We start from the raw sequence: 24,864 nt of genomic DNA, 5'->3' as shown, positions 1-24,864 counted from the left end.
TCTATTTCCTCCTAATATTTCTTTCATGTTAAATTGTAACGGATAAGAACCAGCCTTGATGGACTGGTTCCTGTTGTGCTTACCGTTTTATTATTCAGCTTCTGCTTGACGTTTGTATTCTTCATTACGTTTTTGCATTTGTTTGTAGTACCAGTAGAATAGCGCACTGTATGCTGCCATTGCAAGAATCGCGTAAAGAATAGCCGTCACTTCACCAGAACCAGCTTGTCCTACTAAAATACCGATGAATTTTTCAACGGGACCTTCGAGAGTTGAGTGAGTAATTAACGTACCTGATTCAATTCCAGAAGGCATCGCTCCAACGCTTTGGGCAACGTTTGTAACGAATGGTGCAATAGCTGTTCCTGACCATAGGAAGATTGGCACCGCAAGTGTTCCAATTAAAATCATACGTAAAATTTTACCGCGGCAAACAACAAGCAATGCTGGTGTTAAACCAATAGCAATAATACCACCGAGTGGCAAGATACCGTTACCCGGTAAGATAACCGCAATCACTAACATAATTGGTGCGATCACGTTAGCTGCTGCCCACATTTCTGGACGAGCCGCAACGAATGGCCAGTCAATTCCGATGTATACTTGACGATCATTGAATCGTTTACTCATGAAGTCAGTAACTCCTTGAGATAGTGGTTCCATCGCTGCAATAAACCATTGACCAACGATTGAGAACATTTCAAGTGCTGCTGCTCCAATAAATGCTAAACCAAAAATACTGTTAAAGGTTTGACCTATTGCTTCTGGGTTCGCAAATGCTGCTCCCCAATCTTCAATACCTAAGAAACCAATTACTGTTCCTAAGTAAATACCAATAGCAAATTTAGATCCCCAGAAACCGATCTTATCATTCAATTCAGCTGCATCGAAATCGTACTTGTCGATGAATGGGAAAATTTTATCAATAATACGATCAATTAGCATGATTGCTGGATTTAACATAAAGTTCAAGTGCGTTGTTGTTGTCGGGTTAGCTTCCGGCATATCAAGTAAGTCATTAAATGTTGGTTTCATAACATCTGAGTTGAAGAACTTCAATACACCTAAGAAAATAACTAAGATTGTTGCTAAGAACAAGTTATTGTTTGAGTAGTACATTACAAGAAGTCCGATAATAGATAAGTGCCAGAAGTTGAAAATATCAACATCTAATGTCTTTGTCCAGTTTAGACTCAACATGATAATATTAACGATAATAAGAACAAGTAAGAAGTAGAGCGTATAAGCTGACCCCCATGTAATTGTTGCAAGCGGCGCCCAACCCACATCAATAATAGGCAACTCAATCCCGGTTGATTTAACGAACGCTTGTAGTGCTGGCGCAAAGTTGTCGGTCAACATCCCAATAACCGCACCTACTCCGGTTAAGGCAATCCCTAATTTCAAACCACCCTCGAGTGACTTACTTAGGCTAACACCTAATGCAAGTGAAAATAGTGAAATAAGGATAAACATTAAGCCTGGTCCACCTAATTCAATGAATGGACTGAAAAAACTATTGGCAAATTCAATTATGCCTTGCATGATAATTCCCTCCTTTTATTTTTAACTTAATTTTTTGATTTCTTCTTCAATTTGATCAAAAACTGGTTTCGACATCGCTGGCATACGGTATAGAATTGGTCCAGCTTCAACTTCTGGAATATTAACATCGAAGCTGAATTTTGTGTGTGAAATCGGTGTGAAGATATCGTATTTGTCCATCATTTCTTTATTGATATCTTTTACTACAACTGCATCAACCTGTACTTTATGGCCGCGTTCTTTCATCTCGTTCTCAATGGCTGTCTTAATTTGGTGACTTGAGTTAATTCCGGCTCCACATGCTGCTAAAATTTTAATCATTTGTTCCATCTCCTTTGTATTATTTGATGTATATATTTATTCTTCTGTCAAAAATTGGAAAATTGCTTCAGGTGACTCTGAGCTATCCATCTTCTCGATATTTTCTTTTTTCGTTAAGAAGTCCATTAAGTTCGATAAGATATTTGTCTGATTCCCACCATCATTATTGACAATAACAAACAAATACTTCACCTCTAATTGTTCAGTAGGTTTTATCATATTGTTAAACGTTAATGGCTTCTCTAGTTGAACGAATAGTACAACTTTATCTAAGCAGTGATGAGCTTCCGTATGTGGAATAGCCACATTCGTCGTATTTCCTTCAATAACAGCTGATAAATCTAGCCCCGTAGGAAAATCCTGTTCTCGCTCTAACAAGCCTTCAGTAAATGATTCCTTCACATACCCTTTGCTATAAAGCAGCTCACCAACTTCCTTAAAAACGTCTTCTTTGGTTGATGCTGAACTTTGAAGAACTAAATCTTCTTTGAAAAATTGCTTAATTCCTTCGCTCAATGTTTATTTCGCCTCTCTTTCTGTTTATTTTTGTTTGCTAACCTAATAATAAAACGATTCCACGTAAATGTCAAGTAAAATTCATAAATTTGACAAAAAATAAACCGTTTAATATAATGTATAATATACAAGAACAAACATTTATAAACAGGAGGTGACTTTATGATCAAAGAAGAGCGATTGAATTTTATTGTTGAAGAACTAGATAAAAAAGATATTGTCCGCGTGTCTGATATCACAAAACAACTTGATGTAACAGATATGACAATTCGACGTGATCTACAAGATCTGGAAAGTCGCGGTGCCTTAATTCGAGTACACGGTGGAGCTAAAAAGGTTCCTGATACTAGCCATAATGAGTTAAGTCACAGTGATAAAGTAAACGTCAATATCGAAGCCAAAGAGCAAATTGCGCAAAAAATTGCTGCTGAAATAAAAACAAATGATACTGTGTTTTTAGGTGCTGGCACAACTATTGAGTTAACTCACAAGTACCTTAATGTCGACAAAGCCAAGATCATTACAAATTCATTTTATCTATTCAATCAGTTGAAAACAAAACCTAATATTGAATTAATTTTAATCGGTGGATCGTTTCGAGAAATTACGGGATGTTTTGTCGGCACGATAGCGAATGACTTTATCCAAGGCATTCATGTACAGAAGGCCTTCATCGGAGTCAATGGAATTACAGAACAAGGAATGTATACAGCCCATGAGAGTGAAGGGTTGACCCAACAGCTTGTCTTCAACAATGCGACTACCCGCTACATTATTGCTGATCACTCGAAATTCAATCGTAAGGATTTCTACCACTTCTTCACCTTAGAAGATGCCGATTATATTATTACAGATAATCAAATTGAAGATAGTCTAGTCAAACATTACCAATCCATAATTGATATTATTTAAACGGAGGGACTCATATGAAAGTTATTTTAGGAGCAGACAAGGACGGATTCCGTCTAAAGGAAGTTATCAAAGAATATTTAGAAACAGAAAATTATGACGTACTTGATGTGACAGAAGAACCTGCTGAAACTTTTCTAGAATCTGCAGACAAAATTGTTCAAGCCATGCGTGAGGATGAAGATGCCCAAGCAATTGCAATTGACAAAATGGGAATCGGTAGTTTTATGGCTGCCAGCAAATATAAAGGTGTCGTCGTCGCAGAAATTTCCGATGAACGTTCTGCTTACATGACGCGCGAACACAACAATGCCCGTATGATTACATTAGGTAGTGACTTAGTGGCTGATGAAATGGCCAAAAGCATTACCAATGAATTCTTAAAAGCTGACTACGATGGTGGACGTCACCAAGTTCGTGTCGATATGCTGAATGATTTGTGCTAAGAGAATTATAGGAGGATAAATATATGAAAATTGCAATTGGTTGCGACCATATTGTTACTGATATTAAAATTGAGATGGCTGATTACTTAAGAGAACAAGGACATGATGTAATTGATGTTGGAACTTATGGATTCCAGCGTACCCACTACCCAATCTTTGGTAAAAAAGTGGGAGAACTTGTTTCTTCTGGTAAAGTTGATAAAGGAATTGTCATCTGTGGTACAGGTGTTGGAATTACTAATGCCGCAAATAAAATTCCTGGCACCCGTGTGGCTCTCGTCCGTGACTTAATGACCGCACTTTACGCTCGCCGTGAACTAGATGCTAATATCATCGGATTTGGTGGTAAAATTGTAGGTGGTTTAATTATGAAAGACATGATTGATGCTTTCTTAGGCCAAGACTATGAAGAAACTACTGAAAACAAAGCTCTAATTGACGGTATTGCTAAATTGGAAGAAGGACGTTCAACTGACTTCGATCCACATCAATTTGATGAATATCTTCAAAAATGGGACGAAGGTTACTACCACGACTAAATTTCATTTTATATAACCCAAACAAGCCTTGCCATATGTTGGCAAAGCTTGTTTATATTACAATAATATCTATTTACAGTTGATTCTCTGTTATTCTTTCACATCAGCCACAAATTTTCCGTCTTCAATACGGAGGTTTAGGAGCGTGTAACCTTTCTCATTAGCGAAGTGACGAATCCGACGTTCGGCTTGTTCTAAGGTAGTGAAGTAGCCCAATGAACCGCGGTGGACTGCATCTTCAGCGTTAATAAAGGCACAAGTAGATTCTACAGTATTATTTTCGTTCAGGTAATGCTTCAGAAGAAATAAATTTCAAAACAACATTATCTCCCTTTTGAGTATTAATGGCTATGCGATTATCTTTTACCATCTGATGCTCTACTAATTTACCGTTTACAGTAGCTGTCCAGTTATGGATATTAGGATAATCAATTGTTAGTAAACCACCAGAATGAGCTGTTAATTGCAGTTCATATAGTGTTGAATTTTTCCAATTCATTGCCACTTCAACATTTCCACGTGCCTTAAGTCCTTTAACAGATCCGTCCTTCCATACATCTGGTAATGCTGGCAACGGAGCAATATAGCCATCGTGTGATTGGAGCAACATTTCTGTTATTCCACTTGTTGCCCCGAAGTTTCCATCAATTTGGAACGGTGGATGCGTATCCCATAAATTATTCAACGTTGACTGTCTTAACTGCTCTGACAAGAGATGATGTGCCCGATTGCCGTCTAACAACCTTGCCCACAAATTAATTTTATTGGCTTTTGCCCAACCTGTTCCGCCATCCCCACGATGATTAAGTGTCGCTTTTGCCGCTTCCATATAATCTGGATTATCTTTAGAGAATAATGTACCTGGGAATAATCCAACTAATTCAGAGACATGACGATGGTGTTTCTCAACTTTTTCCCCCGTAAATGCATCTGTATCTTCCTCATACCATTCCTTAATATGTCCGTCATTATTGATATGAAGCGGTTTGAGTTTAGCAAATTTCTCAGATATCTCTGCTAACAATGTATCATCCGGTCTAAACCCTTCTACATCGCGCAATACCTCTGTTGCTTCTTTAAAATCATGGAATAATTGCCATACGAGTGACTGATCGAATGTATTACCAATTGTAATTGTTCCATGTTCCGGAGAGTAAGATGGAGATGATACCCAACGATCACTCGCTTCATCGTAGTGTAAGAACTGATTCCAAAACTTAGCCGTTTCTTTCAACATTGGATAAATTTTCTCTTGTAAAAACTCTTTATCTTGCGTATAGCGGTAGTATTCATATACATTTTGCATAATCCACGCGTTGGCTGCTGGTGACCAACCCCAGTAATAATTCCAGCCCGGCGTAGTCCAGCCAAATGGAGTTACTTGCGTATGAGCTAACCAACCATTTTCTTCTCCCTCTTTGGAAGTAATATTGGCATACTCACTGGCAGCCACTCTACCATAGTATCTCAGATCATCAACAAAATTAATCAATGGAAGAGCTGTTTCAGCCATATTGGCGCTATAAGCTGGCCAATAATTCATTTGTAGATTAACATTCATATGATAATCTGAGTTCCAAGCAGGGTTATCGACGGCATTCCACACCCCTTGTAAGTTAGCTGGGAGAGCATTTTTACCTGGTCGTGATGAAGTAATCAATAAGTAGCGACCATATTGATAGAATAATTCTTCTAACGCGCGACCATCTTGTTTATCATAAGTGGCTAATAAGTCATCTGTAAATAATGCGGATGTCTTAGCTCCTAAGTCCAGCTGCACTCGGTGGAATAAGTCTTGATGATCATTGATGTGATCTACCTTCACTTGTTCATACGTCTTGTCTATAGCTTGTTGAACCGTGCTTTGTGCTACTTCCGCTACATCCATTGTAGTATCGCGATAATTTGTTTCAGGGTTTTGCGCATAATTAGTAACAGCATGCGTCATAAGTGTTGCATAAGTTGCTCCTGTCACACGCAAATAGCCATCTAGAACTTCAATTACTCCATCTGTATCAATTTCCATATACGAAGCAAATTCCAGCCCATTATCACGGACAGTTCCTTTTAATAAAGCACCTTTTTCGGTATATTCTACTGTCGCTTGTTTGTAGTCTGATTCTTTTTCAGCATAATGGTTAACATGATTTGAACCACCATCCACTAATTCTTTCGTCAGATATAACCCTGCATTAAATTCGAGCGGTTTGTCTCCTTCTTTAGATAGATGTGTAACCATTACTTTGTCCGGATGAGAAATAAACGTATCGCGTTTGAAAGTTGTTCCATCTTCTTTATAACGAACACTTGTAGTGGCTGTATCCATATCTAATACACGCTTATAGTCTGTCACAGATTCTAATTCTTTACTTTGATTAGTGAAGTCAAGATATATATCACCAAATGAAAGGTAGCGACCATATTCAGGAGAATTAGGACCAACTAAGTGTTCTTCTGCTAACTGCTTCGCTTTTTCTGTATTCCCATCTTCCAATGCTTGACGAATTTCCGGTAATACGCTATGTTTGCCTTCTAAATTACCACCATTATACGAGTCATCACCTGGTTTAGGTCCCCCAGACCATAACGTTTTCTCATTGAATTGGATACGTTCACGTCCGACCCAACCAAATACCTTACTCCCCATCGTACCATTACCAACAGGCAAAGCTTCATGCTCCCAACCTTTGTAGCTATTTTCAGCTGGCTTACCATAATGCAATTGATTGTTCATCATATCTACCTTTTCATTTTCTCCTTTTTGTGACTTAATTTAGCAAATTAAATCTACATTAAATTTCTTCAACTTCTACTTGCTTGAAGAATTCATCAAAACGTTCAGGATTAACGCTTCCTGTTGTTTCTTCTAATGCATTCAGCATACCCGTTACCATCCCAGTCTTCAAAATATCAACTGGTGAATCATCACGATCCATAGCTAACGCAAATCCAGCAATCGTTGAATCACCTGATCCAACCGGGTTAACCACATCTAAGCTCGGAATTCGAACGCGATAAAAAGTGTCATCATATTTTGCCAATGCACCGTCTGCTCCTAATGAAATTACGATCCACTTAATATCAGCTAACTCCCCACTTGACAATTGTTTTTTCAGAATTGAAATATTTGATTTATGCATATTCTATTTCTACCTTACTTTTTGTTTTACTGACTTCATTTTAAAGGAAATGTACTGACCCTCAAAAGTTAGAGTAAATTATTCTAATTTTCGGGGGTTCATTTATGTCCAAAACATATTCATACCCGTTTAAATTAAATATTGTCCAAGCATATCTTGATGGTCCATTAGGCTATCGTCTGCTGGCTAAAAAATATGATGTATCTAGCGTTCAACTTATTAAAAATTGGGTCAATCAGTATCAACTTTATAGGGAAGCTGGGCTAAAACGAAAGAAGACAAAAAAGAAATATACTTTACGTTTCAAGCTTAATGTATTAAAATTTAAGCTAGAGACTGGCGCTTCCTATAAAGAGACGGCTAACGCCTTTGGCATAGGCGAACCCTCTATTATAGCGAATTGGAAACGGCTATTTATGGAAGGAGGCGCACAACGTCTAAATAAGCCGATAGGGAGTCCACCCAAAATGCCTAAATCATCACGTTCGTCTAACCAGAAAACAACACAGCCAAAGCAAAAAACAGATCAAGTAGCTCGTGAGAATGCACAATTACGAGAAGAAAATAATTTATTAAAGATTGAGTTAGCCTAATTAAAAAAGTTGAGAGAGCGGGGATTGAGCGACCCTCGCAAAGACAACAATCAAGAATAGCCTTTGAGCTAACTGAAGATCACTTTCGCTTAAAAGATGTCTTAATGGTTATTGATTTACCGGCATCAACGTATCACTATTATATGGCCCAAAAAGCAAATGACCCAAAAGATCATCCGCTTGAACAGCTTATTCAAAAAAATTTTAACGATTCAAACGAGACATACGGCTATCGACGAATAACGCTCGCCTTAAGAAACCTGAGGTACTGTGTAAATCATAAACGAGTCCAACGTCTTATGCAGAAGCTGGGTATCAAATGTATGAAATTTTCCATAAAAGTCGTCGTTATAATTCCTATAAAGGGAAAGTAAGGAAGGTAGCCAGCAATCGGGTGAATCGACGATTCATGACATCCGTTCCACTACAAAAATTGGTCACCGATTTCACAGAATTTAAGTGTCTCAAGGATGAAAAACTATACCTAAGTCCGATAATGGATTTATATAATAGCGAAATTATTGCCTTTAAGATCGCGAAACGTCCAACATTAGATATTGCCCTAGAGCCGCTAACAGAAGCGATTTCTCGTATTGAACGCCATGCCCCTTATCGTACAACGATCCACAGTGATCAGGGGTGGCATTATCAACATCATGCATGGATCAATTGTTTAAAGGAGCATGGTATTTATCAAAGCATGTTTCGGAAGGGGAACTGCCTTGATAATTCACCGATGGAGAATTTCTTTGGGCTCTTAAAGCAAGAAATGTATTATGGTCAAGATAAAATGTCTTTTAGTGATCTCAAGTGCAGAATTGAAAATTACATTCATTTCTACAATAACGATCGGATAAAAGTAAAATTGAGCGGCTTATCTCCGGTCAATTACCGGAAACAAGCCACTTAATCATCACTATTCAAAGCTCCAACTTTTGGGGGTCACATCAGAAATCTTACATGTTTTTAGTTTAACGTATAAAGATGTGCTAACGAAGAAACTTTCTCACCAACACCAAAAGTTGTAGAATGAAATTTATCTTTCAACCTCATGCAACAGCTAAATTCAAACATTTCCTCCAGTTATCAATGAGTTGATTTTATCATTATCAACATTTAAGTGTTGAAGAAATATTTACACTTATTTTATAAAAAGATTTCTTCTCTAGGATTTACCCCTAAAGTATCACAGACTTCCTTAATATTATCAACTGTTAACCCCTCAAATTTGCGAATATTATTAGTCAACATGTATAATTCAGCTGCCTTATCTACTGTTTCAATCAATCCAAAACAATCTTGGAAATTTTTACCAGTAGCAAGAATACCATGAAACGTCCAGACAACAATTCTACATCGTTTTAATTTTTCAGCAGTTTTCAAACCAATATTTAATGTGCCTGGTAATTCCCATGGGAGAACTCCTACACCATCTGGAAAAACAACAATGCTTTCCGTTAATATTTTCCAAAGTGGTAATGTGTAGGCAGAATCATTGGGTTCTACGGTATGTGAAAACGCAGTTGCATTGTTAGCATGATTGTGAACTACTACTCTATGATTATTATCTTGTGCAAGACGAGTACTATGGGAAAGAAGATGCATATATAACTCACTTGTAGGTTTATGGTTATTTTCAAATCCCCATACGACATCATACCCCTCTCTTTTTATTCGTATTACTCCAATATCTTCTACAATTCCTGTCGAAATTCTTGATTTTATTGTTCTAAATTGACTTCCAGAAGCTGTAATTAAAATATATTTACCAATGAGATTTTCAGGAATATCATTAAATTCATTAAAATTACTGTTTTTATCAGATGGTAACATGTCAATATTATCTTCATTTAATATGATGCTAATATTTCCGCCATTACTCTCATCCCAACCTTTTTTCCACATATCGTAGGTTGTATTAATAAGATCAACGACAATTTTAGATTGCTCAAAGGATACTGTCATAATTTACCTCCATTTTAATTTTCTTCAGATAACCTTTCATTTCGTTTTTGTCTATTTTTCAATAAAAGATAAAACAATACTAACCAACCAACAAAGAGTATGATAGCTACAATGTCACCATTAAATGAATTAGCAATCAAATATCTTAAGTCTGGACCTTCAAATGTACTCCATGAAATCATTTCATTTGATTCTACACCAATAGTTCCTGTTTCTTGACCTAATCTAGTAATATATGGAGCGAAGTACGTGGCTGCATACAAGAATAATGGAGCAGTGATAATTCCATGAATAATCATTCTAACTAAATTACCATTAGTGAGTAGTAATGCTCCAACGACAAATGATAAGTTAATAATTCCTGCAAATGGAAGTACAATATTTCCGGGTAAGATTACTGAAAAGAACAGTAAAAATGGGATAGTAATAATAACTGCTACCCATAACTCATTACGTCCACCAAGTATAGGCCAATCTAAGCCGATAAATATTTCACTATTTCCGTATTTTTGTCGCATAAATTCAGAAACAGCATCAGAAATTGGTGATAACGCTTTAGAGAATAATTTAGATACCATCGGGAATAATACTAACGCAGTAGCAGCTTGAACCCCTAAAGTAAGAGCCTCCGAGACACTATAACCTCCAGCAAATCCAAGTAATACCCCAATAATCCCCCCCATTACTGAGTTTTCCCCAAAAATACCTATTTTATTACGCAATGCTTCAGCATCAAATTCTTTTCTAAAAAATGGAATTTTCTTCAACAATTCATCAATAGGGTAAAGAATTACAGCTATTAGAGCTATAAAGTGAGGAACCGTAACTCCAGGAATTCCTGTTAAACGTTCAACTTCAGGAGCAAATACATCCCCTAATTTCAACTCTAAAAATACAATTATAGCTCCGGCTAAAAATCCTAACCAAATTGAACCTGTAAAGTATGCAATTAAAACAGCAGTGAATATTTTATTCCATACATTCCACATATCTACATTCAAAGTTTTTGTTTGCTTAGTAACTAACATTAAAATATTAACAATAATTTGTATTGGGAAAAGTACGAATGCATATGGCCATGCCCAACTTATAGAAGCCATACCTGGCCATCCAATGTCAACAGCAGGAAGGCTAATTCCTGTATTAGCTGCCATTGACTCAGCTGCACCTCCCATTGATGTCATCATAAACTCAATAAGGATTCCCATTCCAGTAAAAGCAACTCCTAGTGTTAGCGCTGCTGTAAAAGCATCTTTAAATTTCATTCTCATTGATAAACCAATAATTAACATTATCAATGGTACGAATACAGGAGCTCCTAAATCTAATACATATTGTACGATAGTTTCTAAAAATTCCATAGGTTTTTCTCCTTTATATATTTAGTCTATCCTTCTAAAAAATCGATTATTTTTTTGAGTTCCTGTTCCTGCCCCATACCAGTTAAGAATGGGATCCCACTGAATACAGGAATTCCATAATCCTTCTTATCATTTACAATAGATACATAAGCGTCTGCACCCTTCACATACTGTTCAATGGACTTCATATCAACCGCTTCAACATCTGCTTTAACATTATTTTCTTTCAATAATTTTTCTAATTTAGACGCCACTGTTTGAGAAGTTGCTACACCAGAACCACAAGCTACAATAATTTGTTTCATTTGAAAAACTCCTTTTTTAATTTAATTATTTTTAAACAATTTAATAAGATCATCATTATTATTACAATTCTGTAATTCATCCAAAAAATTTGAATTATTAAATAACTCAATTAAGGTTGAAAGTAATGTTACTTGTTTCTTAGGCTCTTTTATACCCAAAATTATTACATATTCAGGTATAACCTTTTTATCATCTGATCCCATTTGTGTAAATTCTATATCATCTTCCATTTTATTAATATAGATAAATGGTTTTTTTATGTGATCTACATCAGTATGTGGGATAGCAATATTTATATTTTCAAGTACTAAACCAGTTGGATAAATTTGTTCTCTACTTAGTATTGCTTCAAAAAAAGATTCTTCAACAAAATTCTCTTCTACTAGCTCTCTGCTAGCGCTTTCGAAAAAGTCTATTAAAGAAGTAGATTTATTTTCAATATTCACTAAATTAGAATATACTAATGTGTTTAATTCCATTATATTTTCACCTCCTTTTTTTACTGGATAAAAGTGTATATCACCCCTTTCAATTAAAAAGATAGTTAAATTAAAACAAGATTTAATTTCTTATCAAGGTATTTTTTTACTTCATCATTAATATTTTGTTCAGTAATAAATACATCAATATCAGATGTGTCAAAAGATTTCTTAAAAGCTATTTTATTTTGTTTATCACTAGTAGCAACCATAATTTTCTTCAGAGACTGACTACATACTTTTCTTTTAATATTTAATGTATGTATATTATCTTCAGTGAACGCAAAATCTTTAGAAAATCCACTAACACCTAAAAATATGATGTCAAAATATATATCCTTAATCAAGCTATTATCAATTGTAGTGGTTGTCTCTAATGTAGTGCCATCAACTTTCCCACCTAGAAGATAAACAGAGTGACTACTAGTCTCCATAACTCTTAATGCAATAGGTAAACTTGGCGTTATAATGCTTATATTATAATCATCGGGAATAAAGTCAATTAAATGATAATAACTTGTTCCACCATCAATATATATTGTGTTACGATAGTGCACATATGAAGCTGCACGTTCACATAATTTTTTTTTAACATCTATATTTATATTCAATCTTTCATTAAAGGTTGATTTACTTACAGCTCCACCGTGAACTCGTCTAATATAATTTTTTTCCTCCAGAATATTAAAATCTTTACGAACAGTTTGTTCTGAAATATTAAATTTACTTGCTATTTCTAGTGTCCGTACCTTTTTATTAGTAAATATATATTTTTTTATAGCATTAAGTCGTTCTATCTGATCCATATCATCTTACTTTCATTCTAATATTTTTAACTTTCATTTTGCTTTCGTTTATTATCTAATCACATAATACTCTATCCCTTGCAAAATGTCAAGAACTTATTTAAAAAGAGTTTTTTCGATGTACCCATTTGGGAAATAAACCAAAAAATAAACTGCTAATCACAATGATTTAAGCAGTCAATCGTTAATAAATACATAAAAATTTACCCCTTGTTATCTCAAGAATTGATTTCAGCTAAAATTATCCATACGAATTGCGCTGGCTGATTGCACAGTTAAAAAAACATAGGTTGGACCTAGTCTGTCGACTAGTAAGCACCCATGACCTAAGGAGATACAGTCATGTACAATAAGGAACCATCTACGTGTTTTTACACTTATAATTTGAGTGGGATTAAATATTTGGCTGTGTTACTTTGATAATTTCTAGTTTTGACATACAAATAATCCTCTAAATCATGGGCCATTTGCTAACAATCAAATAAAAATAAAATTGAGCGACTTATCTCCGATCAATTATCGAAAAAAAGCCACTCAATCACGTGCTTCATCGTTACTATTCAAAACTCCAGCTTTTTTGGAGGACACAATATGACTACTATATGACTACTAAATGTTAAAGAGCTATTATTTACTGATTAGTACTTTTATTGAGAGTTGTAATACCAATGCCAGTTGCAGCCCAAATTAATGATAAAAATATACCTGAGTAATTTAATATAGCAAAAGGAAGATAAGTAAGAGTAAGAACTCCCAATGTCGCAGCCATATAAGCACCTGCTGCTGTCCATGGAATTAGACATTCAACACATGATACGGAATCCTCCAAAGTTCTTGACAATACCTTTGGATGAAGCCCTTTCTTTTTATAAACATTTTTTAACACCTCACCAGGCATTAAAATTGATACCTGCCCATTGCTTGTGACATCAGTCGTGACTAAGTAAATTAATATAGTAGATGCTACTAATTGGAAAGTATTAGATATTTTTTCAACTAATTTAGATATTAATACATCTAAAGCCCCAGTGACCAACATTGTTCCCGCTGTGTAATAAACTTACTATCTCTGGTAGTACTAACGTTTCATCATATCTCAACATACCCACATTAAATCCATTCAAAGTTGATTCAACTATAAATCGTCTATATAAAGTTTTGGAAGACATGTTGAGTTGACGTTCTCCTCGTCCAATAATAACGTCTGGTGTCCATCCTTGACTGACTTTGTCCGTCACATAGGATAAATCGTCATCGAATAAGTCTTTTCGCTTGGCACCGCGACGCTTCATATTCTCTTGCGTTTGTTCATAGTAGTCCTTGACAGACTTACCTGACTTTATGGCGTTGAGCACATCATACACTTTCTGAGGAGATCGTTTGATCTTTTGGGCTATTTTGTAGCCTTTCATGCCATTTTCGGCATAAGCATCTATGCAAACCAGTTCATTTATGGTAAGATTGGTGTGGGTCATGGTGGTGCATCTCCTATTCTTCTTAGAGGGTTGATATAGGATGATTGTACCACAGATGACCCTTTTAAATTTCTATTTTAATTTTACAATGAAGGACCCTAATCCTTGCTTAGCTTCTATGTCAGCTCCATGTACTTTTATCTCATTCATTAATGTTTTAATATATTTTCGAGCGGTACGATCACTTATCCCTACAATGCCGGCTAATTCTTTACTTGTTAGATAGGTGTTTGGGTGTTCGATAAATACCTCAAGTAAGCTCCGCTCTCGCTTATTCAGCATATACTCACCTCACAATCTTATTAATTTCTTAATTAACTATTTATAGTATAGCAAATATTTTCCGTATCTAGGACCAGACTTTTTCCGTATCACTTAGGAAGGAGTTGACATCATTCAAACTGTCGGTTACAACTAGGGAACCGGATACCGTTCAGATCCCTTGCAAACGATTCAATTATTCCATATAATAAACTTAGTCAAAAGTTGATTATATAAACAATTGTCTAATCTACTTAAAAGGAGGTGGATATCATGTTGAACAAAAATGAACAAGAGGTCTTAGCACTCATTCAAAAAGATCCATTTATTTCACAGAAAGAGATCGCACAAGCTCTTCACATTCCTCGGTCCACGGTCGCTTCCGTTATCTCATCATTGATAGCGAAGCATCAACTGCAAGGGAGAGCCTATGTCATTAATGCACCTACACCAACTTATGTGATCGGTGGAATGAATATTGATCGGAAATTTAACTTAGAAGGAAAACTTATCCCTAAAACAAGCAATCCAGTGACTTCAACCACTAGTATCGGCGGCGTTGGACGCAACATTGCCGAAAACTTGGGTCGATTAGATCAAGCAGTCACACTACTTTCGGTGGCTGGTTACGATAATGCATATGATATAATTAAGGAATATACAGCTCCTTATGTTAATCTATCACAGGTTACACAACTCTTGCATGAAACAACTAGTTCTTACAGCGCGGTATTAGACCATCACGGTGAGATGCTTCTCGCTCTTGCAGATATGGATATTTGCCGTCATATGACAAAAGAATGGATTAATCAACATCATTCACAGTTAGTCCAAGCAGAATCATTAGTGGTTGATTTAAATATTAACCTTGAAGCTATGCAGGCAATTATTGATATGGCACGTCATCACGATATAAATTTGGTCATTGTTCCCGTATCTGCACCCAAAATGACCCACTTACCCGATCAACTTGATGGGGTGAATTGGATCATTGTTAATCGCGATGAATCAGAAGCTTACTTTGGCTATGAATCATCCACTCATATCAAGCCCACCACTTTAGTTCAAAACTGGCTAAAAACTGGCGTGAAGCATGTTGTACTAACTTGTGGAAAAGATGCCTTATATCTAGGGAGCCACGATACGGCGGAAATCACCAAATTCACGCCCCCTACTGCCTCTCATATTAAAGATGTGACTGGGGCCGGTGATGCTTTCACGGCGGGTCTCATTTATGGTATTTTACAGAACTGTAGTACTGACCAAAGTATTCATTATGCTCTAGCCAATGCTTACCTCACTATTCAATCAACTGATACGGTTCGCAATGATTTATCGTCTACTCTATTAGACAACACAACAACTACATTATTTGGAGGAGATTAATATGACACACCCACTATTATCGATTAGCTCAGAAGTGAAAGACGCCTTAGAGAAGCAAAAGCCCGTGGTTGCCTTGGAGTCAACCATTATTTCTCACGGAATGCCTTATCCACAAAATGTCGAAACAGCACAAAAAGTGGAGCAAATTGTCCGTGAGCACGGAGCTACTCCGGCAACTATTGCCATTATGGATGGCAAGTTCAAAATTGGCTTAGAACCTGAAGATCTTGAACGTTTAGGCAAGGAAAAACCTGTTGCTAAAGTATCTCGACGCGATCTGCCGATTATTTTAGCTAATAAACAATTAGGAGCAACCACTGTAGCGACAACCATGATTGGGGCACATTTAGCCGGTATTAAAGTATTCGTTACTGGTGGAATTGGTGGAGTTCACAGAGGCGTCGAATCAACAATGGATATTTCAGCTGACCTTGAAGAATTAGGTCAAACACCCGTAACTGTTGTCTGTGCTGGCGCAAAAGCTATTTTAGATCTACCTCGCACATTAGAGTATTTAGAAACAAAAGGTGTCCCTGTCGTGGGCTATCAGACGAATTATTTGCCTGCTTTCTACACGCGCACATCAGACTACGCATTGAATACGCGTCTGGACTCAGCGGAGCAAATTGCTGATGCGATGCACGCTTCGGAATTATTAGGACTACAGGGCGGGATGTTAGTCACAAATCCTATTCCAACAGAGCACGAAATCCCCCACGAAGTAATCGATGCAGTGATTGACCAAGCTGTACAGGAAGCTACAGAACAAGGCATCACCGGGAAGGACAGCACACCTTTCCTACTAAAACGAATTGTAGAGTTAACGGATGGCGCTAGTCTAGATACCAATATTCAACTTGTCTTTAATAATGCAAAATTAGGGGCTCAAATCGCTGCTCAGTACTATCATAAAAAATAATCACTAAATACTTTTAATCTCCTCGACTATCCGAATTATTCTTTCGCATAGTTGAGGATTTTTTATTTACTTTCTGTTTAAGTGTATTTTTTGAATAAAATATGAATATTAATTGTAGTGAGCGCATCTTTCTTGTAAAATGAAGGTGATTAGAATTGTTGCTATACCGTTTAAGAAAGGACGAGGATATGAAAAAACAATTAAGTAAGTTAGCTATAGGTGTTCTGTTAAGTGGCGGAATACTTGCTTATGATGACGTTGAATTAAATACGTCTTCTGAGCAGGTCATTTATGCGCAAGATATTGAAGTCCCTGAAGGGAAATTTATGGTTCAGGTGAAGAGTACGAGTAATCCAAATATTGAAGTCACCAAATTTTATGACATTTCAATGATTAAAGCCGGTGAAAGGTTTGATGCGGAAAAATTAGCTTATGAAACGATTGAGGCTGAGCCCGGTACGTATACATTAAAATCAATCCATACGGCCTCAGCATTTGATGAGCAGCTTCAACAACGGGCGGTCTATCCAAAATACGGTCAAGGAGACGAACAGCATTGGGAATCTGAATGGAAAATTACTGAATTTGAAGAAGAATACCCTTTCGAAATTCTAGATGTAGTCTTTGAAGAAGAATTCCCAGTTCCAAATAAGGAGTCTGCGTCGGAATCAGATGCCTCTCAGAATCAATCCACTGAGTCGGGTACTTCTAATGACCAAATTGAGCGCTTGAAGCCGGCTATTGAGCCAAGTGGAGAATTCTATACGAGTGAAGATTTTCCAGACTATTCAGATGAGGAAGTTCTTGGTGCGCAAGTTTGGTACTTGCAGACCGGAGATACGGATCGTCCATACATGTACAAAAAATCACCAAAAGAGACAGCCGTTAACCGATATGATGATAACTCCCCAACCTATGATTTTGAACTTTATACGCTATCTGATACAGAGCGTCCCACAGCTGATAGCCAATTTGTAGGTTACCGAGATAATCGCGATGGTACAGTGACACTCTATACACAACCCGCTCACTATCCAAACCAGGAAGAAATTGAGGGGAACCCCGAATTCTACGGCGATTTCTATGATGAATTGCTAAATAATACGTATACGATGGACATCAAGGTGCCCGATAAGGAAGCGATCGCGCAAGTCCTTAAACAAATGACTGTCAACCCAGACAGTGCTCCAAACCGTGATCCTGACGATCAGCCAGATAAAGCAACAGAAGAAACATCTACTGATAAAAAAGAGCAAGAAACAAAATCGGATGAATCTAATGAAAAAAATAAAGCATCAGAACAGACCAAAGATGAACAACCTGCTCAGAAACCGGAAGAAATTAAAGAACGCAAAAGCTTAGGCGAACGCCTACCCAATACGGCAACTACCACGTGGGTTTTACTCGTTGTGGCTGGGATTGCCTTAGTAGCAGGATTGGGCTTAAAATACTACAACAATAAGAAAAAATAATTTCGACATCAATAATTGATCGCTCAAAAACCTCCTCTCAGCTACAAAAATTGAGAGGAGGTTTTGTGATGACTTATTATTTATTAAATTCACAGATGACTATGGCACCACTTTTACCCGCTGTAGTGGTGTAATTATTTAAATGAAGCTGTCCATTATATTTCTGTACAAGTTGCTGTACGATATATAAACCTAACCCATGAGCTCCTATCGTATCTGACTTACTAGACTTATATTTTTCTTGGGCTTGAGCAATAATAGCAGAATCAAACCCTGTCCCTTCATCTTGGATGACAATTTTATAAGTTGTGTTTGTGTTAACCAATTGCAATGTAATACCCGTGCTAGGTTCAGAATGCTCCACCGCATTTACAATTAGATTTTGAAGGATTGTTGTTATATCATCTGAATTAACCATCCAATCTATTGCCCGATCACTTCTTGTGACAATGCATTGCCGCTGGTGACTTCGACAAAGTTTCCTTACCATCTTTAACCATTCTGTTACAACTATTTCATCCACAACTGACAGTATTTCCTCATCGGGGTGATCGAACCGACTCAACCGATAAATATACATCTCCAATCGCTCAACCGCATCTTCAATATCTTCGACTCGTTCGTGTCGTTCTATCGCTAGTGACTCCTTCAATAATTCCAAATTCCCTTTAATTAATGTGATGGGTGTCCGAACATCATGGGTGACTGACTCAATTAAGTCTTGTTGCTGGCGCTCCACTGTCCACTGCTGGATTAAAGCTTGCTCCAAATGTTGACTCATACTATCTAAAGCCTCTAATAATTCATTTATTTCACGGTAGTTGCTAGATTCAGGTGAATAATGCAAATTCATCTCTTTCAAATGGGCATTAACTCGGGCAATTTTTTGAATTTCTAATTTCAAAATACGAATAGACCGTTTCACTATCAAAACAAAACCAATCACCCATATACTAAATGATACGATAATATAAAACCATTCAAAATTAGGTAACCAATTATGTAGCTGTTCTGAGGCGACAATAGGACGTAATTTATATAATAAGATTAATTCTCGTTGATTATCCTTTAATGTTGTCACAATATCTTGATGTGCTCTTGCCATCCCCGTCTGTTCTGCTTCCTGCACTAAATCATTATACGACGGATCTATCGTTCGCATGTGTTCCTGACCGTCTACTTTATATATATAATCATAATAGAAGGGCAACTGTTCAGGGGTCCAGCTGTCATTTTGTAACTGTTCTTGAATATGAGCAAGTCCCTGCTCCCCATAATTTGCTGGATAAATTAAGTGGGCATTTATTAAAATTTGGAATACGAAATAGCATAACCCTAAGACCACTAAGGTGTATATGATTTCAATAATAGCATAGACAGTCAATAACCGACCTAAACTTTTTCGATTTGCCACTTATACCCCACTCCCCACACTGTATAAATTGGATTAATACCAAAAGGGAAACATTTCTGTCTAATATGTTTTACCCGCTCAGTAATGGAGGTCTGGGCGTCACCTAAGGCCTCATATCCATAAATAGCAGTATAAATTGCCTCCTTCTCAAATACTTGCCCTCTACGCTGAAGTAATAGTTCACAAATTTTATATTCTGAAGCAGTCAATGGAATACGTTCCCCACGACAGTACAATGCTTGTTCGATTAAATCACAAGTAATCGGTAAATCAATCAACCGTCGATGTTTTTGCCGCTTCTCTCGACGAAGATGTGCCGCAACTCGTGCTCTAAGTTCACTAATTGAGAATGGCTTCGTTATGTAATCATCCGCTCCTAAGGCAAATCCCGTCACCTTATCCATTTCAAAATCTTTTGCTGTCAGTAACAAGATCGGACAATCAATCACTTGGCGATATTGTTTTAAAAAGTCAAATCCAGTTAGTTCTGGCATCATAACATCCAAGATAATTAAATCAAATTGTGAAAATTGTTGACTATCTAATTGCTTCACTTGTGAACACGTTGTCACTATATATTGTTCCTGCAGTGCATTTTTTATTAATTTTAATAAGGATACGTCATCATCAATCACTAATAGCTTCATCGTTATCCTCCCTCATGTGTTCTGTTCTCCCATTTATTATACCAAATCATACTTATCAACAGTAATCCTATAATCATCACAAGGGAATAAATGGCAAACAATCCGCTATGGACATCTGAGACTGTATACATTAAGCGTACATGCCAAATAGTCGGTAAAAAATCACTCATAGCACCGCCTAATTCAGTCGTCCCAAAAAGGAGGCTGAGCAATGTGTTGAAGCTACCGAATAATACTGACGTAGCTAGTCCAAATTTTAAGCTGAGCATTTGAAAGATTGGAATCAACAAGAATAACGTGACTAACAGCAGCCCACCATATCTAAGGTAACTTACCAAAGCTATCGCTCTATCTCCTACTATAAAGAGCAAAAATACACCTGATGCAACTAAAACAATGACGACCACCATGCCCATCAGTAACAAAAATTGACTTAAAAATATCCACTTACGACTAATTCCGCTACACAAATCATATACAAAGTAACCCGCTTGACGATCTGGCTCATACAACAAGGGAATAAATAAGCTAAGCGAAAAACCCGCTATAACACCTAAAATCGTATAAAAAAATAATAATTCTTGCCCCATCAAGATATCACTCATCCGAAGATATGCCCCAAACAAACTCCCAAATATAATGGGGCTTCCCAACCACATCACACGAAAGGGAGTTCGTTTCGTCCGCAACCAACGCGAATAAATTAATCTAACCATTTTCTTTCCTCCTTTCCTGCCAAACTACAATAACACAACTCACTCCATAAATAATAATACTTAAGAAACCCCCTATGAATAAATTTTGGGGTGCGAGCAACAACGAGTCCGGTGGCAAAAATGTCCCATTCGGATGAATCCCCACTGCAGCAGCCATTAATCGTAAATTATAAGTCCATGGAAATAAAAACCAATAGGAACTTGTAGCGAGTAAGAGCGTAGCGACAAGCGACAAAATAAAATTCACAATGATAACACCCATACCGGACAGCAGTTGATATAACAGTACTGATAAGCTTAACAAGGATAAGCTACCGATCCATAAAAACATACTCCCTCGTATAATTTCTCGAGCTGATATGGGATCATTCCCAGCAAAATTCCCCATTAAATACAGAAATAAACCAGATACAGTGAGTGTAATCATTACTTCAATTCCCATAACGATATTTTTAGCGAGTAATATTTTTGCCCAACTAATCCCGATACTTCGCTGCTTAATGATGCATGGCCCTGTTTCTTTCTGATAAAGATTGATGGTAAAGAGACTAAGCACAACTGGCAAAATAATAACAGGGTACCAATTAAAAGCAACCGCTAATAAATTACTTCGCCCCTCTGGTGGTGGCGCCATAATACTACTCATTAGTGTTGTGAAGACAATAAATCCAACAGGCACCCCAAACATTAAGTGACGATTACTGCTACGCTTTTCTTTTAACCATTCAGCTTTAATATATTTCATGATACATCAACCTCCTGTCTTAAAACTTCCATAAATAATGTCTCTAAACTACGCTGTCCCCGATCATTGGCTCCTTCATAACATAGCTGGCCTTGATTTAAAATCCCAATTGTATCTGCTACATGTCCCACTTCACTCAGTATATGGCTAGAGAAAATAACAGTCACCCTCTGTTCAGTCAGATCTCGAATTAAGGTGCGTAATTCTTGAGTACCAACCGGATCTAGGCCATTTGTTGGCTCATCTAAAATTAACAAGTCTGGCTCATTTACTAATGCCATCGCAATTCCTAAGCGTTGTTTCATCCCTAAGGAAAAATGCTTAGCTAACTTCTGCCCTGTATAGGTTAGATTGACTTGTTCTAGTACCTGTTCGATACGCTCAGGATCCACCTCCAATAACGTGGTCAACACTTCCAGATTTTCCCGCGCTGTTAAATTAGGATAAATGGCTGGTCCTTCAATAATAGAACCCATTTGTTGTAAATGATGCTGCTGAAGAAGCTCTTCTCTAAATAAAATTTTCCCTGAACTTGGCATTAATACACGCGTTATTAACTTCAGCAGGGTCGATTTTCCCGCGCCATTGGGTCCCAACAATCCATACACCTGCCCCTTCTCTACCTGAATAGATATATTATCCAAGACAACTTGTGATTTGAATTGTTTCGATAATTGTTGTGTTTGTAAAAAAATTGTCATATCGATCGCCTCCTAATACATTCAGTATACCTCCCAAATCTAACGGAACTATAACGAAAATTTTTTTAAAACACAGCATAAAAAAAACATCCACCCTTGTAATAATATAAATTACAAGGATGAACGCTTTTACTTATTTAACCGATTTATCAATCAAATTTAACTGACCATTTGTGAGTTCATATAGTTTATCACAACATGTATCAGTGAAGTACCGGTCATGACTGACAATAATCATACTCCCGGTATAATCAGCGAGAACCTCTTCGATGAGTTCTTTCGAATCAATATCCAAATGATTGGTTGGTTCATCTAATAACAATAAATCATACTGACCTTGAATTAACTGTGCCCATTTCAATCGCATCCGTTCTCCACCACTTAATTTATCCAGAGATTTAAATACATCTTCGCCAAAAAATAAAAATTGGGCTAACGCGTGGCGTGCCTGTTCTTGCGTCAAACTAAATGGCTGGCGAAAAACATCGATCACTCTGCGCTCACCAGATAGGTTACTGAATGGGTGTTGTGACATAGTTCCTATTGTTAATTGATCTGGTCTAACAATTTGGCCTGAATCAGGTTTGGTAGTGCCAGCAACTAATTTCAGAAGAGTTGATTTTCCAACACCGTTACGCCCAACAATCCCAATGTGTTCCCCACGACGGACCAACCAATTGATATCGGATAAAATCTCAGCATTGAACGACTTAGATACTCCTCTAAATTCAACTAAACGCTTTGGTCCTTTCTTACCTGCATCCTCTACGGTTATATTCATTTGTCGGTGATTTGTAGGATCAGATACTGGTTCAATTTTAGCTAATATTTTTTCTAAACTTTTAGCTTTCTTAAAATGTTTGGGATTATGACCTTCATTCCCCCACTGACGATATTGTTTAATTTGTGATTTCAATCGATCAATTTTATCTTGCTGATTCTTGAAATCACGATAAGCCACTAATAGGCGCTCGTCTTTTAATTGCTTAAACTGTGTATAGTTGCCCGAATACTGATAGATGCGCTGATCATTAATTTCAAAAATTCTTGTTGCTACTTGATCAAGCAAATAACGGTCATGACTGACAATTAAAATAGCCCCTTCATACTGATGAATAAATTGAATAAGCCATTCTATTGTATCTCGATCCAAATGATTCGTCGGCTCATCCAAAAGTAAGATATCTGCTTGTTCTAACAAACACTTGGCTAAAGCAACTTTTGAGCGTTGACCACCGCTAAGCGTAGCAAGTGGATAGTCTAAATACTGGCCTAATCCTAACCCATTAGCTACTTCTTGCAAGCGACTTTCGCAAGTATAACCACCTAGCTCATAAAATTTTTCTTGCAGTTGTCCGTATTGCGCTAGTAACTCTTCCAAGTCTGCATTTAACTGACTCATCTTCGTTTCCAAGGCTGTCATCTTTGCTTGAATTTCGCTTATATCTGCAAAATATGCCTCTAAAAATTCCCTAACCGTTTCGTGTGCGTCAAAATTAACTGTTTGTTTATGCAAATGAATCGTTGCATCATGAGCTTTGTATCGTTCCCCCGAATCAGGAATTTCTTCTCCGGCAATTAATTTTAAAAACGTGGACTTTCCAACCCCATTTTGTCCAACAATTCCAATTCTATCAGTTGCTTCAATGGTTAAATTGACTGATTCGAATAAAGGTTGTTCATATACTGCATAACTCACTTGATTAAATTGTATAATACTCATTCATAGCCTCCTAAACTAGTTCCTTATCAATAACTAATTTAGGAGAGCAGTTCCAAATTTGGAACGGACAACTAATAAAAAATCTGTACGTTCCTTACGTATCATCATCACATCATCACCCCTTTGAACTATATCGTCTTTCGTCGGGAAGCTTTTACTTTTTATAAATTATTTTTATCTAATATTTTTTCACCAAACCATATCCATAACAACACTAATATTAAGAATATAATCTTTAACCAAAAATATTCTTCAGAAATAATATTTACCAAATAAAAGTATCCAATAAATAATATTGTACTAAAAAGTTTAAACTTCATATATAAGACACCTCATTTTTATTGAAAAGAGCATCCCCAAAAATTAAGTCCACTACCTAAATTACCTGGAACTAACTGAGCTAAATGTGGAGATAAATTAAATACAACCCCACCTGGAGATATGCCAATAACAGCACCTACTGTCGCTAATACTTTCGC

At 36.8% G+C, this 24,864-nt stretch carries 27 protein-coding genes and 1 pseudogene; 9 read left to right on the top strand and 19 right to left on the bottom strand.

Translation table 11 applies throughout. The features are described 5' to 3' along the window. Nucleotides 1-90: 90 nt before the first annotated feature. Genes HMPREF9703_RS03565 through HMPREF9703_RS03555 form a run of 3 tightly spaced genes read right to left on the bottom strand, consistent with a single transcriptional unit; the run spans nt 91 to nt 2,382 of the window. A complete protein-coding gene (locus tag HMPREF9703_RS03565; protein WP_004635688.1) occupies nt 91-1,545 on the bottom strand; it encodes a PTS galactitol transporter subunit IIC in 1,455 nt (484 codons plus the stop codon). A 21-nt stretch (nt 1,546-1,566) separates the two neighbouring features. After that, nucleotides 1,567-1,866 carry a PTS sugar transporter subunit IIB gene (locus HMPREF9703_RS03560; RefSeq protein ID WP_004635686.1) on the bottom strand — a complete coding sequence of 100 codons (300 nt, stop codon included), beginning with the start codon at nt 1,864-1,866 and terminating at the stop codon, nt 1,567-1,569. Between the two features lie 36 nt (nt 1,867-1,902). Continuing rightward, entirely contained in the window at nt 1,903-2,382 is a 480-nt protein-coding gene (locus HMPREF9703_RS03555; protein WP_004635685.1) for a PTS sugar transporter subunit IIA, read from the bottom strand. A 162-nt stretch (nt 2,383-2,544) separates the two neighbouring features. Here HMPREF9703_RS03555 and HMPREF9703_RS03550 point away from each other — a divergent pair, with 162 nt between their 5' ends. Genes HMPREF9703_RS03550 through lacB form a run of 3 tightly spaced genes read left to right on the top strand, consistent with a single transcriptional unit; the run spans nt 2,545 to nt 4,276 of the window. Then, nucleotides 2,545-3,294, top strand: a complete 750-nt coding sequence (locus HMPREF9703_RS03550; RefSeq protein ID WP_004635684.1) for a DeoR/GlpR family DNA-binding transcription regulator — start codon at nt 2,545-2,547, stop codon at nt 3,292-3,294. A 14-nt stretch (nt 3,295-3,308) separates the two neighbouring features. Continuing rightward, nucleotides 3,309-3,737 (top strand): galactose-6-phosphate isomerase subunit LacA, encoded by a 429-nt coding sequence (gene lacA, locus HMPREF9703_RS03545; protein ID WP_004635680.1) that lies wholly within the window; start codon nt 3,309-3,311, stop codon nt 3,735-3,737. A gap of 23 nt (nt 3,738-3,760) precedes the next feature. Next, the gene (gene lacB / locus HMPREF9703_RS03540; protein ID WP_004635674.1) at nt 3,761-4,276 is read left to right on the top strand and encodes a galactose-6-phosphate isomerase subunit LacB; all 516 of its coding nucleotides are present in this window, start codon (nt 3,761-3,763) and stop codon (nt 4,274-4,276) included. A gap of 274 nt (nt 4,277-4,550) precedes the next feature. Here lacB and HMPREF9703_RS03535 read toward each other — a convergent pair whose 3' ends face one another. Beyond that, complete coding sequence (locus HMPREF9703_RS03535) at nt 4,551-7,013, bottom strand: glycosyl hydrolase family 95 catalytic domain-containing protein (RefSeq protein ID WP_004635672.1); 2,463 nt, start codon at nt 7,011-7,013, stop codon at nt 4,551-4,553. Nucleotides 7,014-7,068: 55 nt separating this feature from the next. Continuing rightward, nucleotides 7,069-7,416: a PfkB family carbohydrate kinase gene (locus HMPREF9703_RS03530; protein WP_004635670.1), complete on the bottom strand. Its 348-nt coding sequence runs from the start codon at nt 7,414-7,416 to the stop codon at nt 7,069-7,071. A gap of 104 nt (nt 7,417-7,520) precedes the next feature. Here HMPREF9703_RS03530 and HMPREF9703_RS03525 point away from each other — a divergent pair, with 104 nt between their 5' ends. The 3 genes and pseudogenes from HMPREF9703_RS03525 to HMPREF9703_RS03520 all read left to right on the top strand — a co-directional run. After that, nucleotides 7,521-8,009, top strand: coding sequence for a helix-turn-helix domain-containing protein (locus HMPREF9703_RS03525; protein WP_004635668.1), 489 nt, complete (start codon nt 7,521-7,523; stop codon nt 8,007-8,009). A gap of 104 nt (nt 8,010-8,113) precedes the next feature. Next, nucleotides 8,114-8,383: an IS3 family transposase gene (locus tag HMPREF9703_RS09285; RefSeq protein ID WP_081476620.1), complete on the top strand. Its 270-nt coding sequence runs from the start codon at nt 8,114-8,116 to the stop codon at nt 8,381-8,383. Next, nucleotides 8,320-8,919, top strand: a pseudogene (locus tag HMPREF9703_RS03520) (IS3 family transposase); the annotation flags it as partial. The gene HMPREF9703_RS09285 and the pseudogene HMPREF9703_RS03520, both read left to right, overlap by 64 nt. Nucleotides 8,920-9,155: 236 nt before the next feature. Here the strand turns inward: HMPREF9703_RS03520 and rhaD are convergent. From rhaD to HMPREF9703_RS03480, 8 genes are all read right to left on the bottom strand, one after another. Next, complete coding sequence (rhaD, locus tag HMPREF9703_RS03515; RefSeq protein ID WP_004635666.1) at nt 9,156-9,974, bottom strand: rhamnulose-1-phosphate aldolase; 819 nt, start codon at nt 9,972-9,974, stop codon at nt 9,156-9,158. Nucleotides 9,975-9,988: 14 nt separating this feature from the next. Next, nucleotides 9,989-11,335, bottom strand: coding sequence for a PTS galactitol transporter subunit IIC (locus tag HMPREF9703_RS03510; RefSeq protein WP_004635665.1), 1,347 nt, complete (start codon nt 11,333-11,335; stop codon nt 9,989-9,991). 26 nt (nt 11,336-11,361) lie between these two features. Next, nucleotides 11,362-11,640 carry a PTS sugar transporter subunit IIB gene (locus HMPREF9703_RS03505; protein WP_004635663.1) on the bottom strand — a complete coding sequence of 93 codons (279 nt, stop codon included), beginning with the start codon at nt 11,638-11,640 and terminating at the stop codon, nt 11,362-11,364. Nucleotides 11,641-11,661: 21 nt separating this feature from the next. Beyond that, nucleotides 11,662-12,120 (bottom strand): PTS sugar transporter subunit IIA, encoded by a 459-nt coding sequence (locus HMPREF9703_RS03500; RefSeq protein WP_004635661.1) that lies wholly within the window; start codon nt 12,118-12,120, stop codon nt 11,662-11,664. A 65-nt stretch (nt 12,121-12,185) separates the two neighbouring features. Continuing rightward, nucleotides 12,186-12,926: a DeoR/GlpR family DNA-binding transcription regulator gene (locus tag HMPREF9703_RS03495; RefSeq protein ID WP_004635659.1), complete on the bottom strand. Its 741-nt coding sequence runs from the start codon at nt 12,924-12,926 to the stop codon at nt 12,186-12,188. Nucleotides 12,927-13,557: 631 nt separating this feature from the next. Then, on the bottom strand, nt 13,558-13,965 hold the full coding sequence (locus tag HMPREF9703_RS09130) for a Na+/H+ antiporter NhaC family protein (protein ID WP_004635658.1): 408 nt from the start codon (nt 13,963-13,965) through the stop codon (nt 13,558-13,560). Next, entirely contained in the window at nt 13,928-14,281 is a 354-nt protein-coding gene (locus HMPREF9703_RS09125) for a hypothetical protein (RefSeq protein WP_218914818.1), read from the bottom strand. Before HMPREF9703_RS09125 ends, HMPREF9703_RS09130 begins: the two co-directional genes overlap by 38 nt. A 192-nt stretch (nt 14,282-14,473) precedes the next feature. Next, on the bottom strand, nt 14,474-14,683 hold the full coding sequence (locus HMPREF9703_RS03480) for a helix-turn-helix domain-containing protein (protein WP_004635654.1): 210 nt from the start codon (nt 14,681-14,683) through the stop codon (nt 14,474-14,476). A gap of 252 nt (nt 14,684-14,935) precedes the next feature. Between HMPREF9703_RS03480 and HMPREF9703_RS03475 the strand changes: the two genes are divergently transcribed. The 3 genes from HMPREF9703_RS03475 to HMPREF9703_RS03465 all read left to right on the top strand — a co-directional run bounded on the left by HMPREF9703_RS03475 (nt 14,936) and on the right by HMPREF9703_RS03465 (nt 18,439). Beyond that, nucleotides 14,936-16,048, top strand: a complete 1,113-nt coding sequence (locus tag HMPREF9703_RS03475) for a carbohydrate kinase (RefSeq protein ID WP_004635652.1) — start codon at nt 14,936-14,938, stop codon at nt 16,046-16,048. Between the two features lies 1 nt (nt 16,049). Further along, nucleotides 16,050-16,967 carry a pseudouridine-5'-phosphate glycosidase gene (locus HMPREF9703_RS03470; RefSeq protein WP_004635649.1) on the top strand — a complete coding sequence of 306 codons (918 nt, stop codon included), beginning with the start codon at nt 16,050-16,052 and terminating at the stop codon, nt 16,965-16,967. Nucleotides 16,968-17,155: 188 nt separating this feature from the next. Continuing rightward, a complete protein-coding gene (locus HMPREF9703_RS03465; RefSeq protein ID WP_004635647.1) occupies nt 17,156-18,439 on the top strand; it encodes an LPXTG cell wall anchor domain-containing protein in 1,284 nt (427 codons plus the stop codon). Nucleotides 18,440-18,515: 76 nt separating this feature from the next. On the opposite strand, the gene HMPREF9703_RS03460 is transcribed toward HMPREF9703_RS03465, so the two are convergent. The 6 genes from HMPREF9703_RS03460 to abc-f all read right to left on the bottom strand — a co-directional run bounded on the left by HMPREF9703_RS03460 (nt 18,516) and on the right by abc-f (nt 24,385). Further along, nucleotides 18,516-19,853: a sensor histidine kinase gene (locus HMPREF9703_RS03460; RefSeq protein ID WP_004635645.1), complete on the bottom strand. Its 1,338-nt coding sequence runs from the start codon at nt 19,851-19,853 to the stop codon at nt 18,516-18,518. Beyond that, nucleotides 19,832-20,500 (bottom strand): response regulator transcription factor, encoded by a 669-nt coding sequence (locus HMPREF9703_RS03455; protein ID WP_004635643.1) that lies wholly within the window; start codon nt 20,498-20,500, stop codon nt 19,832-19,834. The genes HMPREF9703_RS03460 and HMPREF9703_RS03455 overlap by 22 nt, the downstream gene beginning before the upstream one ends. Before the next feature lie 2 nt (nt 20,501-20,502). Continuing rightward, nucleotides 20,503-21,216, bottom strand: coding sequence for an ABC-2 family transporter permease (locus tag HMPREF9703_RS03450; protein WP_004635641.1), 714 nt, complete (start codon nt 21,214-21,216; stop codon nt 20,503-20,505). Next, the gene (locus HMPREF9703_RS03445) at nt 21,209-21,961 is read right to left on the bottom strand and encodes a lantibiotic immunity ABC transporter MutE/EpiE family permease subunit (protein ID WP_004635639.1); all 753 of its coding nucleotides are present in this window, start codon (nt 21,959-21,961) and stop codon (nt 21,209-21,211) included. The genes HMPREF9703_RS03450 and HMPREF9703_RS03445 overlap by 8 nt, the downstream gene beginning before the upstream one ends. Next, on the bottom strand, nt 21,958-22,662 hold the full coding sequence (locus tag HMPREF9703_RS03440) for an ATP-binding cassette domain-containing protein (RefSeq protein ID WP_004635637.1): 705 nt from the start codon (nt 22,660-22,662) through the stop codon (nt 21,958-21,960). The genes HMPREF9703_RS03445 and HMPREF9703_RS03440 overlap by 4 nt, the downstream gene beginning before the upstream one ends. A gap of 133 nt (nt 22,663-22,795) precedes the next feature. Further along, on the bottom strand, nt 22,796-24,385 hold the full coding sequence (gene abc-f / locus HMPREF9703_RS03435) for a ribosomal protection-like ABC-F family protein (protein WP_004635635.1): 1,590 nt from the start codon (nt 24,383-24,385) through the stop codon (nt 22,796-22,798). Nucleotides 24,386-24,864: the final 479 nt, after the last annotated feature.

Source organism: Dolosigranulum pigrum ATCC 51524, assembly GCF_000245815.1.
Classification (GTDB): domain Bacteria; phylum Bacillota; class Bacilli; order Lactobacillales; family Carnobacteriaceae_A; genus Dolosigranulum; species Dolosigranulum pigrum.
The sequence above is the reverse complement of the archived record's forward strand: the minus strand, read 5'-3'. Positions and strand labels throughout refer to the sequence as shown.

What these genes read in the sequence shown, in the direction of transcription:
- HMPREF9703_RS03505 (WP_004635663.1), bottom strand. Translation starts at nt 11,640, where the DNA reads ATGAAACAAATTATTGTAGCTTGTGGTTCTGGTGTAGCAACTTCTCAA.
- HMPREF9703_RS03500 (WP_004635661.1), bottom strand. Translation starts at nt 12,120, where the DNA reads ATGGAATTAAACACATTAGTATATTCTAATTTAGTGAATATTGAAAAT.
- HMPREF9703_RS03455 (WP_004635643.1), bottom strand. Translation starts at nt 20,500, where the DNA reads ATGAAGCTATTAGTGATTGATGATGACGTATCCTTATTAAAATTAATA.
- HMPREF9703_RS03450 (WP_004635641.1), bottom strand. Translation starts at nt 21,216, where the DNA reads ATGGTTAGATTAATTTATTCGCGTTGGTTGCGGACGAAACGAACTCCC.
- HMPREF9703_RS03480 (WP_004635654.1), bottom strand. Translation starts at nt 14,683, where the DNA reads ATGCTGAATAAGCGAGAGCGGAGCTTACTTGAGGTATTTATCGAACAC.
- rhaD (WP_004635666.1), bottom strand. Translation starts at nt 9,974, where the DNA reads ATGACAGTATCCTTTGAGCAATCTAAAATTGTCGTTGATCTTATTAAT.
- HMPREF9703_RS09285 (WP_081476620.1), top strand. Translation starts at nt 8,114, where the DNA reads ATGGTTATTGATTTACCGGCATCAACGTATCACTATTATATGGCCCAA.
- HMPREF9703_RS03560 (WP_004635686.1), bottom strand. Translation starts at nt 1,866, where the DNA reads ATGATTAAAATTTTAGCAGCATGTGGAGCCGGAATTAACTCAAGTCAC.
- HMPREF9703_RS03525 (WP_004635668.1), top strand. Translation starts at nt 7,521, where the DNA reads ATGTCCAAAACATATTCATACCCGTTTAAATTAAATATTGTCCAAGCA.
- abc-f (WP_004635635.1), bottom strand. Translation starts at nt 24,385, where the DNA reads ATGAGTATTATACAATTTAATCAAGTGAGTTATGCAGTATATGAACAA.
- HMPREF9703_RS03530 (WP_004635670.1), bottom strand. Translation starts at nt 7,416, where the DNA reads ATGCATAAATCAAATATTTCAATTCTGAAAAAACAATTGTCAAGTGGG.
- HMPREF9703_RS03510 (WP_004635665.1), bottom strand. Translation starts at nt 11,335, where the DNA reads ATGGAATTTTTAGAAACTATCGTACAATATGTATTAGATTTAGGAGCT.
- HMPREF9703_RS03550 (WP_004635684.1), top strand. Translation starts at nt 2,545, where the DNA reads ATGATCAAAGAAGAGCGATTGAATTTTATTGTTGAAGAACTAGATAAA.
- HMPREF9703_RS09130 (WP_004635658.1), bottom strand. Translation starts at nt 13,965, where the DNA reads ATGTTGGTCACTGGGGCTTTAGATGTATTAATATCTAAATTAGTTGAA.
- HMPREF9703_RS03535 (WP_004635672.1), bottom strand. Translation starts at nt 7,013, where the DNA reads ATGATGAACAATCAATTGCATTATGGTAAGCCAGCTGAAAATAGCTAC.
- HMPREF9703_RS03440 (WP_004635637.1), bottom strand. Translation starts at nt 22,662, where the DNA reads ATGACAATTTTTTTACAAACACAACAATTATCGAAACAATTCAAATCA.
- HMPREF9703_RS03475 (WP_004635652.1), top strand. Translation starts at nt 14,936, where the DNA reads ATGTTGAACAAAAATGAACAAGAGGTCTTAGCACTCATTCAAAAAGAT.
- HMPREF9703_RS03565 (WP_004635688.1), bottom strand. Translation starts at nt 1,545, where the DNA reads ATGCAAGGCATAATTGAATTTGCCAATAGTTTTTTCAGTCCATTCATT.
- HMPREF9703_RS03465 (WP_004635647.1), top strand. Translation starts at nt 17,156, where the DNA reads ATGAAAAAACAATTAAGTAAGTTAGCTATAGGTGTTCTGTTAAGTGGC.
- lacB (WP_004635674.1), top strand. Translation starts at nt 3,761, where the DNA reads ATGAAAATTGCAATTGGTTGCGACCATATTGTTACTGATATTAAAATT.
- HMPREF9703_RS03495 (WP_004635659.1), bottom strand. Translation starts at nt 12,926, where the DNA reads ATGGATCAGATAGAACGACTTAATGCTATAAAAAAATATATATTTACT.
- HMPREF9703_RS03470 (WP_004635649.1), top strand. Translation starts at nt 16,050, where the DNA reads ATGACACACCCACTATTATCGATTAGCTCAGAAGTGAAAGACGCCTTA.
- HMPREF9703_RS03445 (WP_004635639.1), bottom strand. Translation starts at nt 21,961, where the DNA reads ATGAAATATATTAAAGCTGAATGGTTAAAAGAAAAGCGTAGCAGTAAT.
- lacA (WP_004635680.1), top strand. Translation starts at nt 3,309, where the DNA reads ATGAAAGTTATTTTAGGAGCAGACAAGGACGGATTCCGTCTAAAGGAA.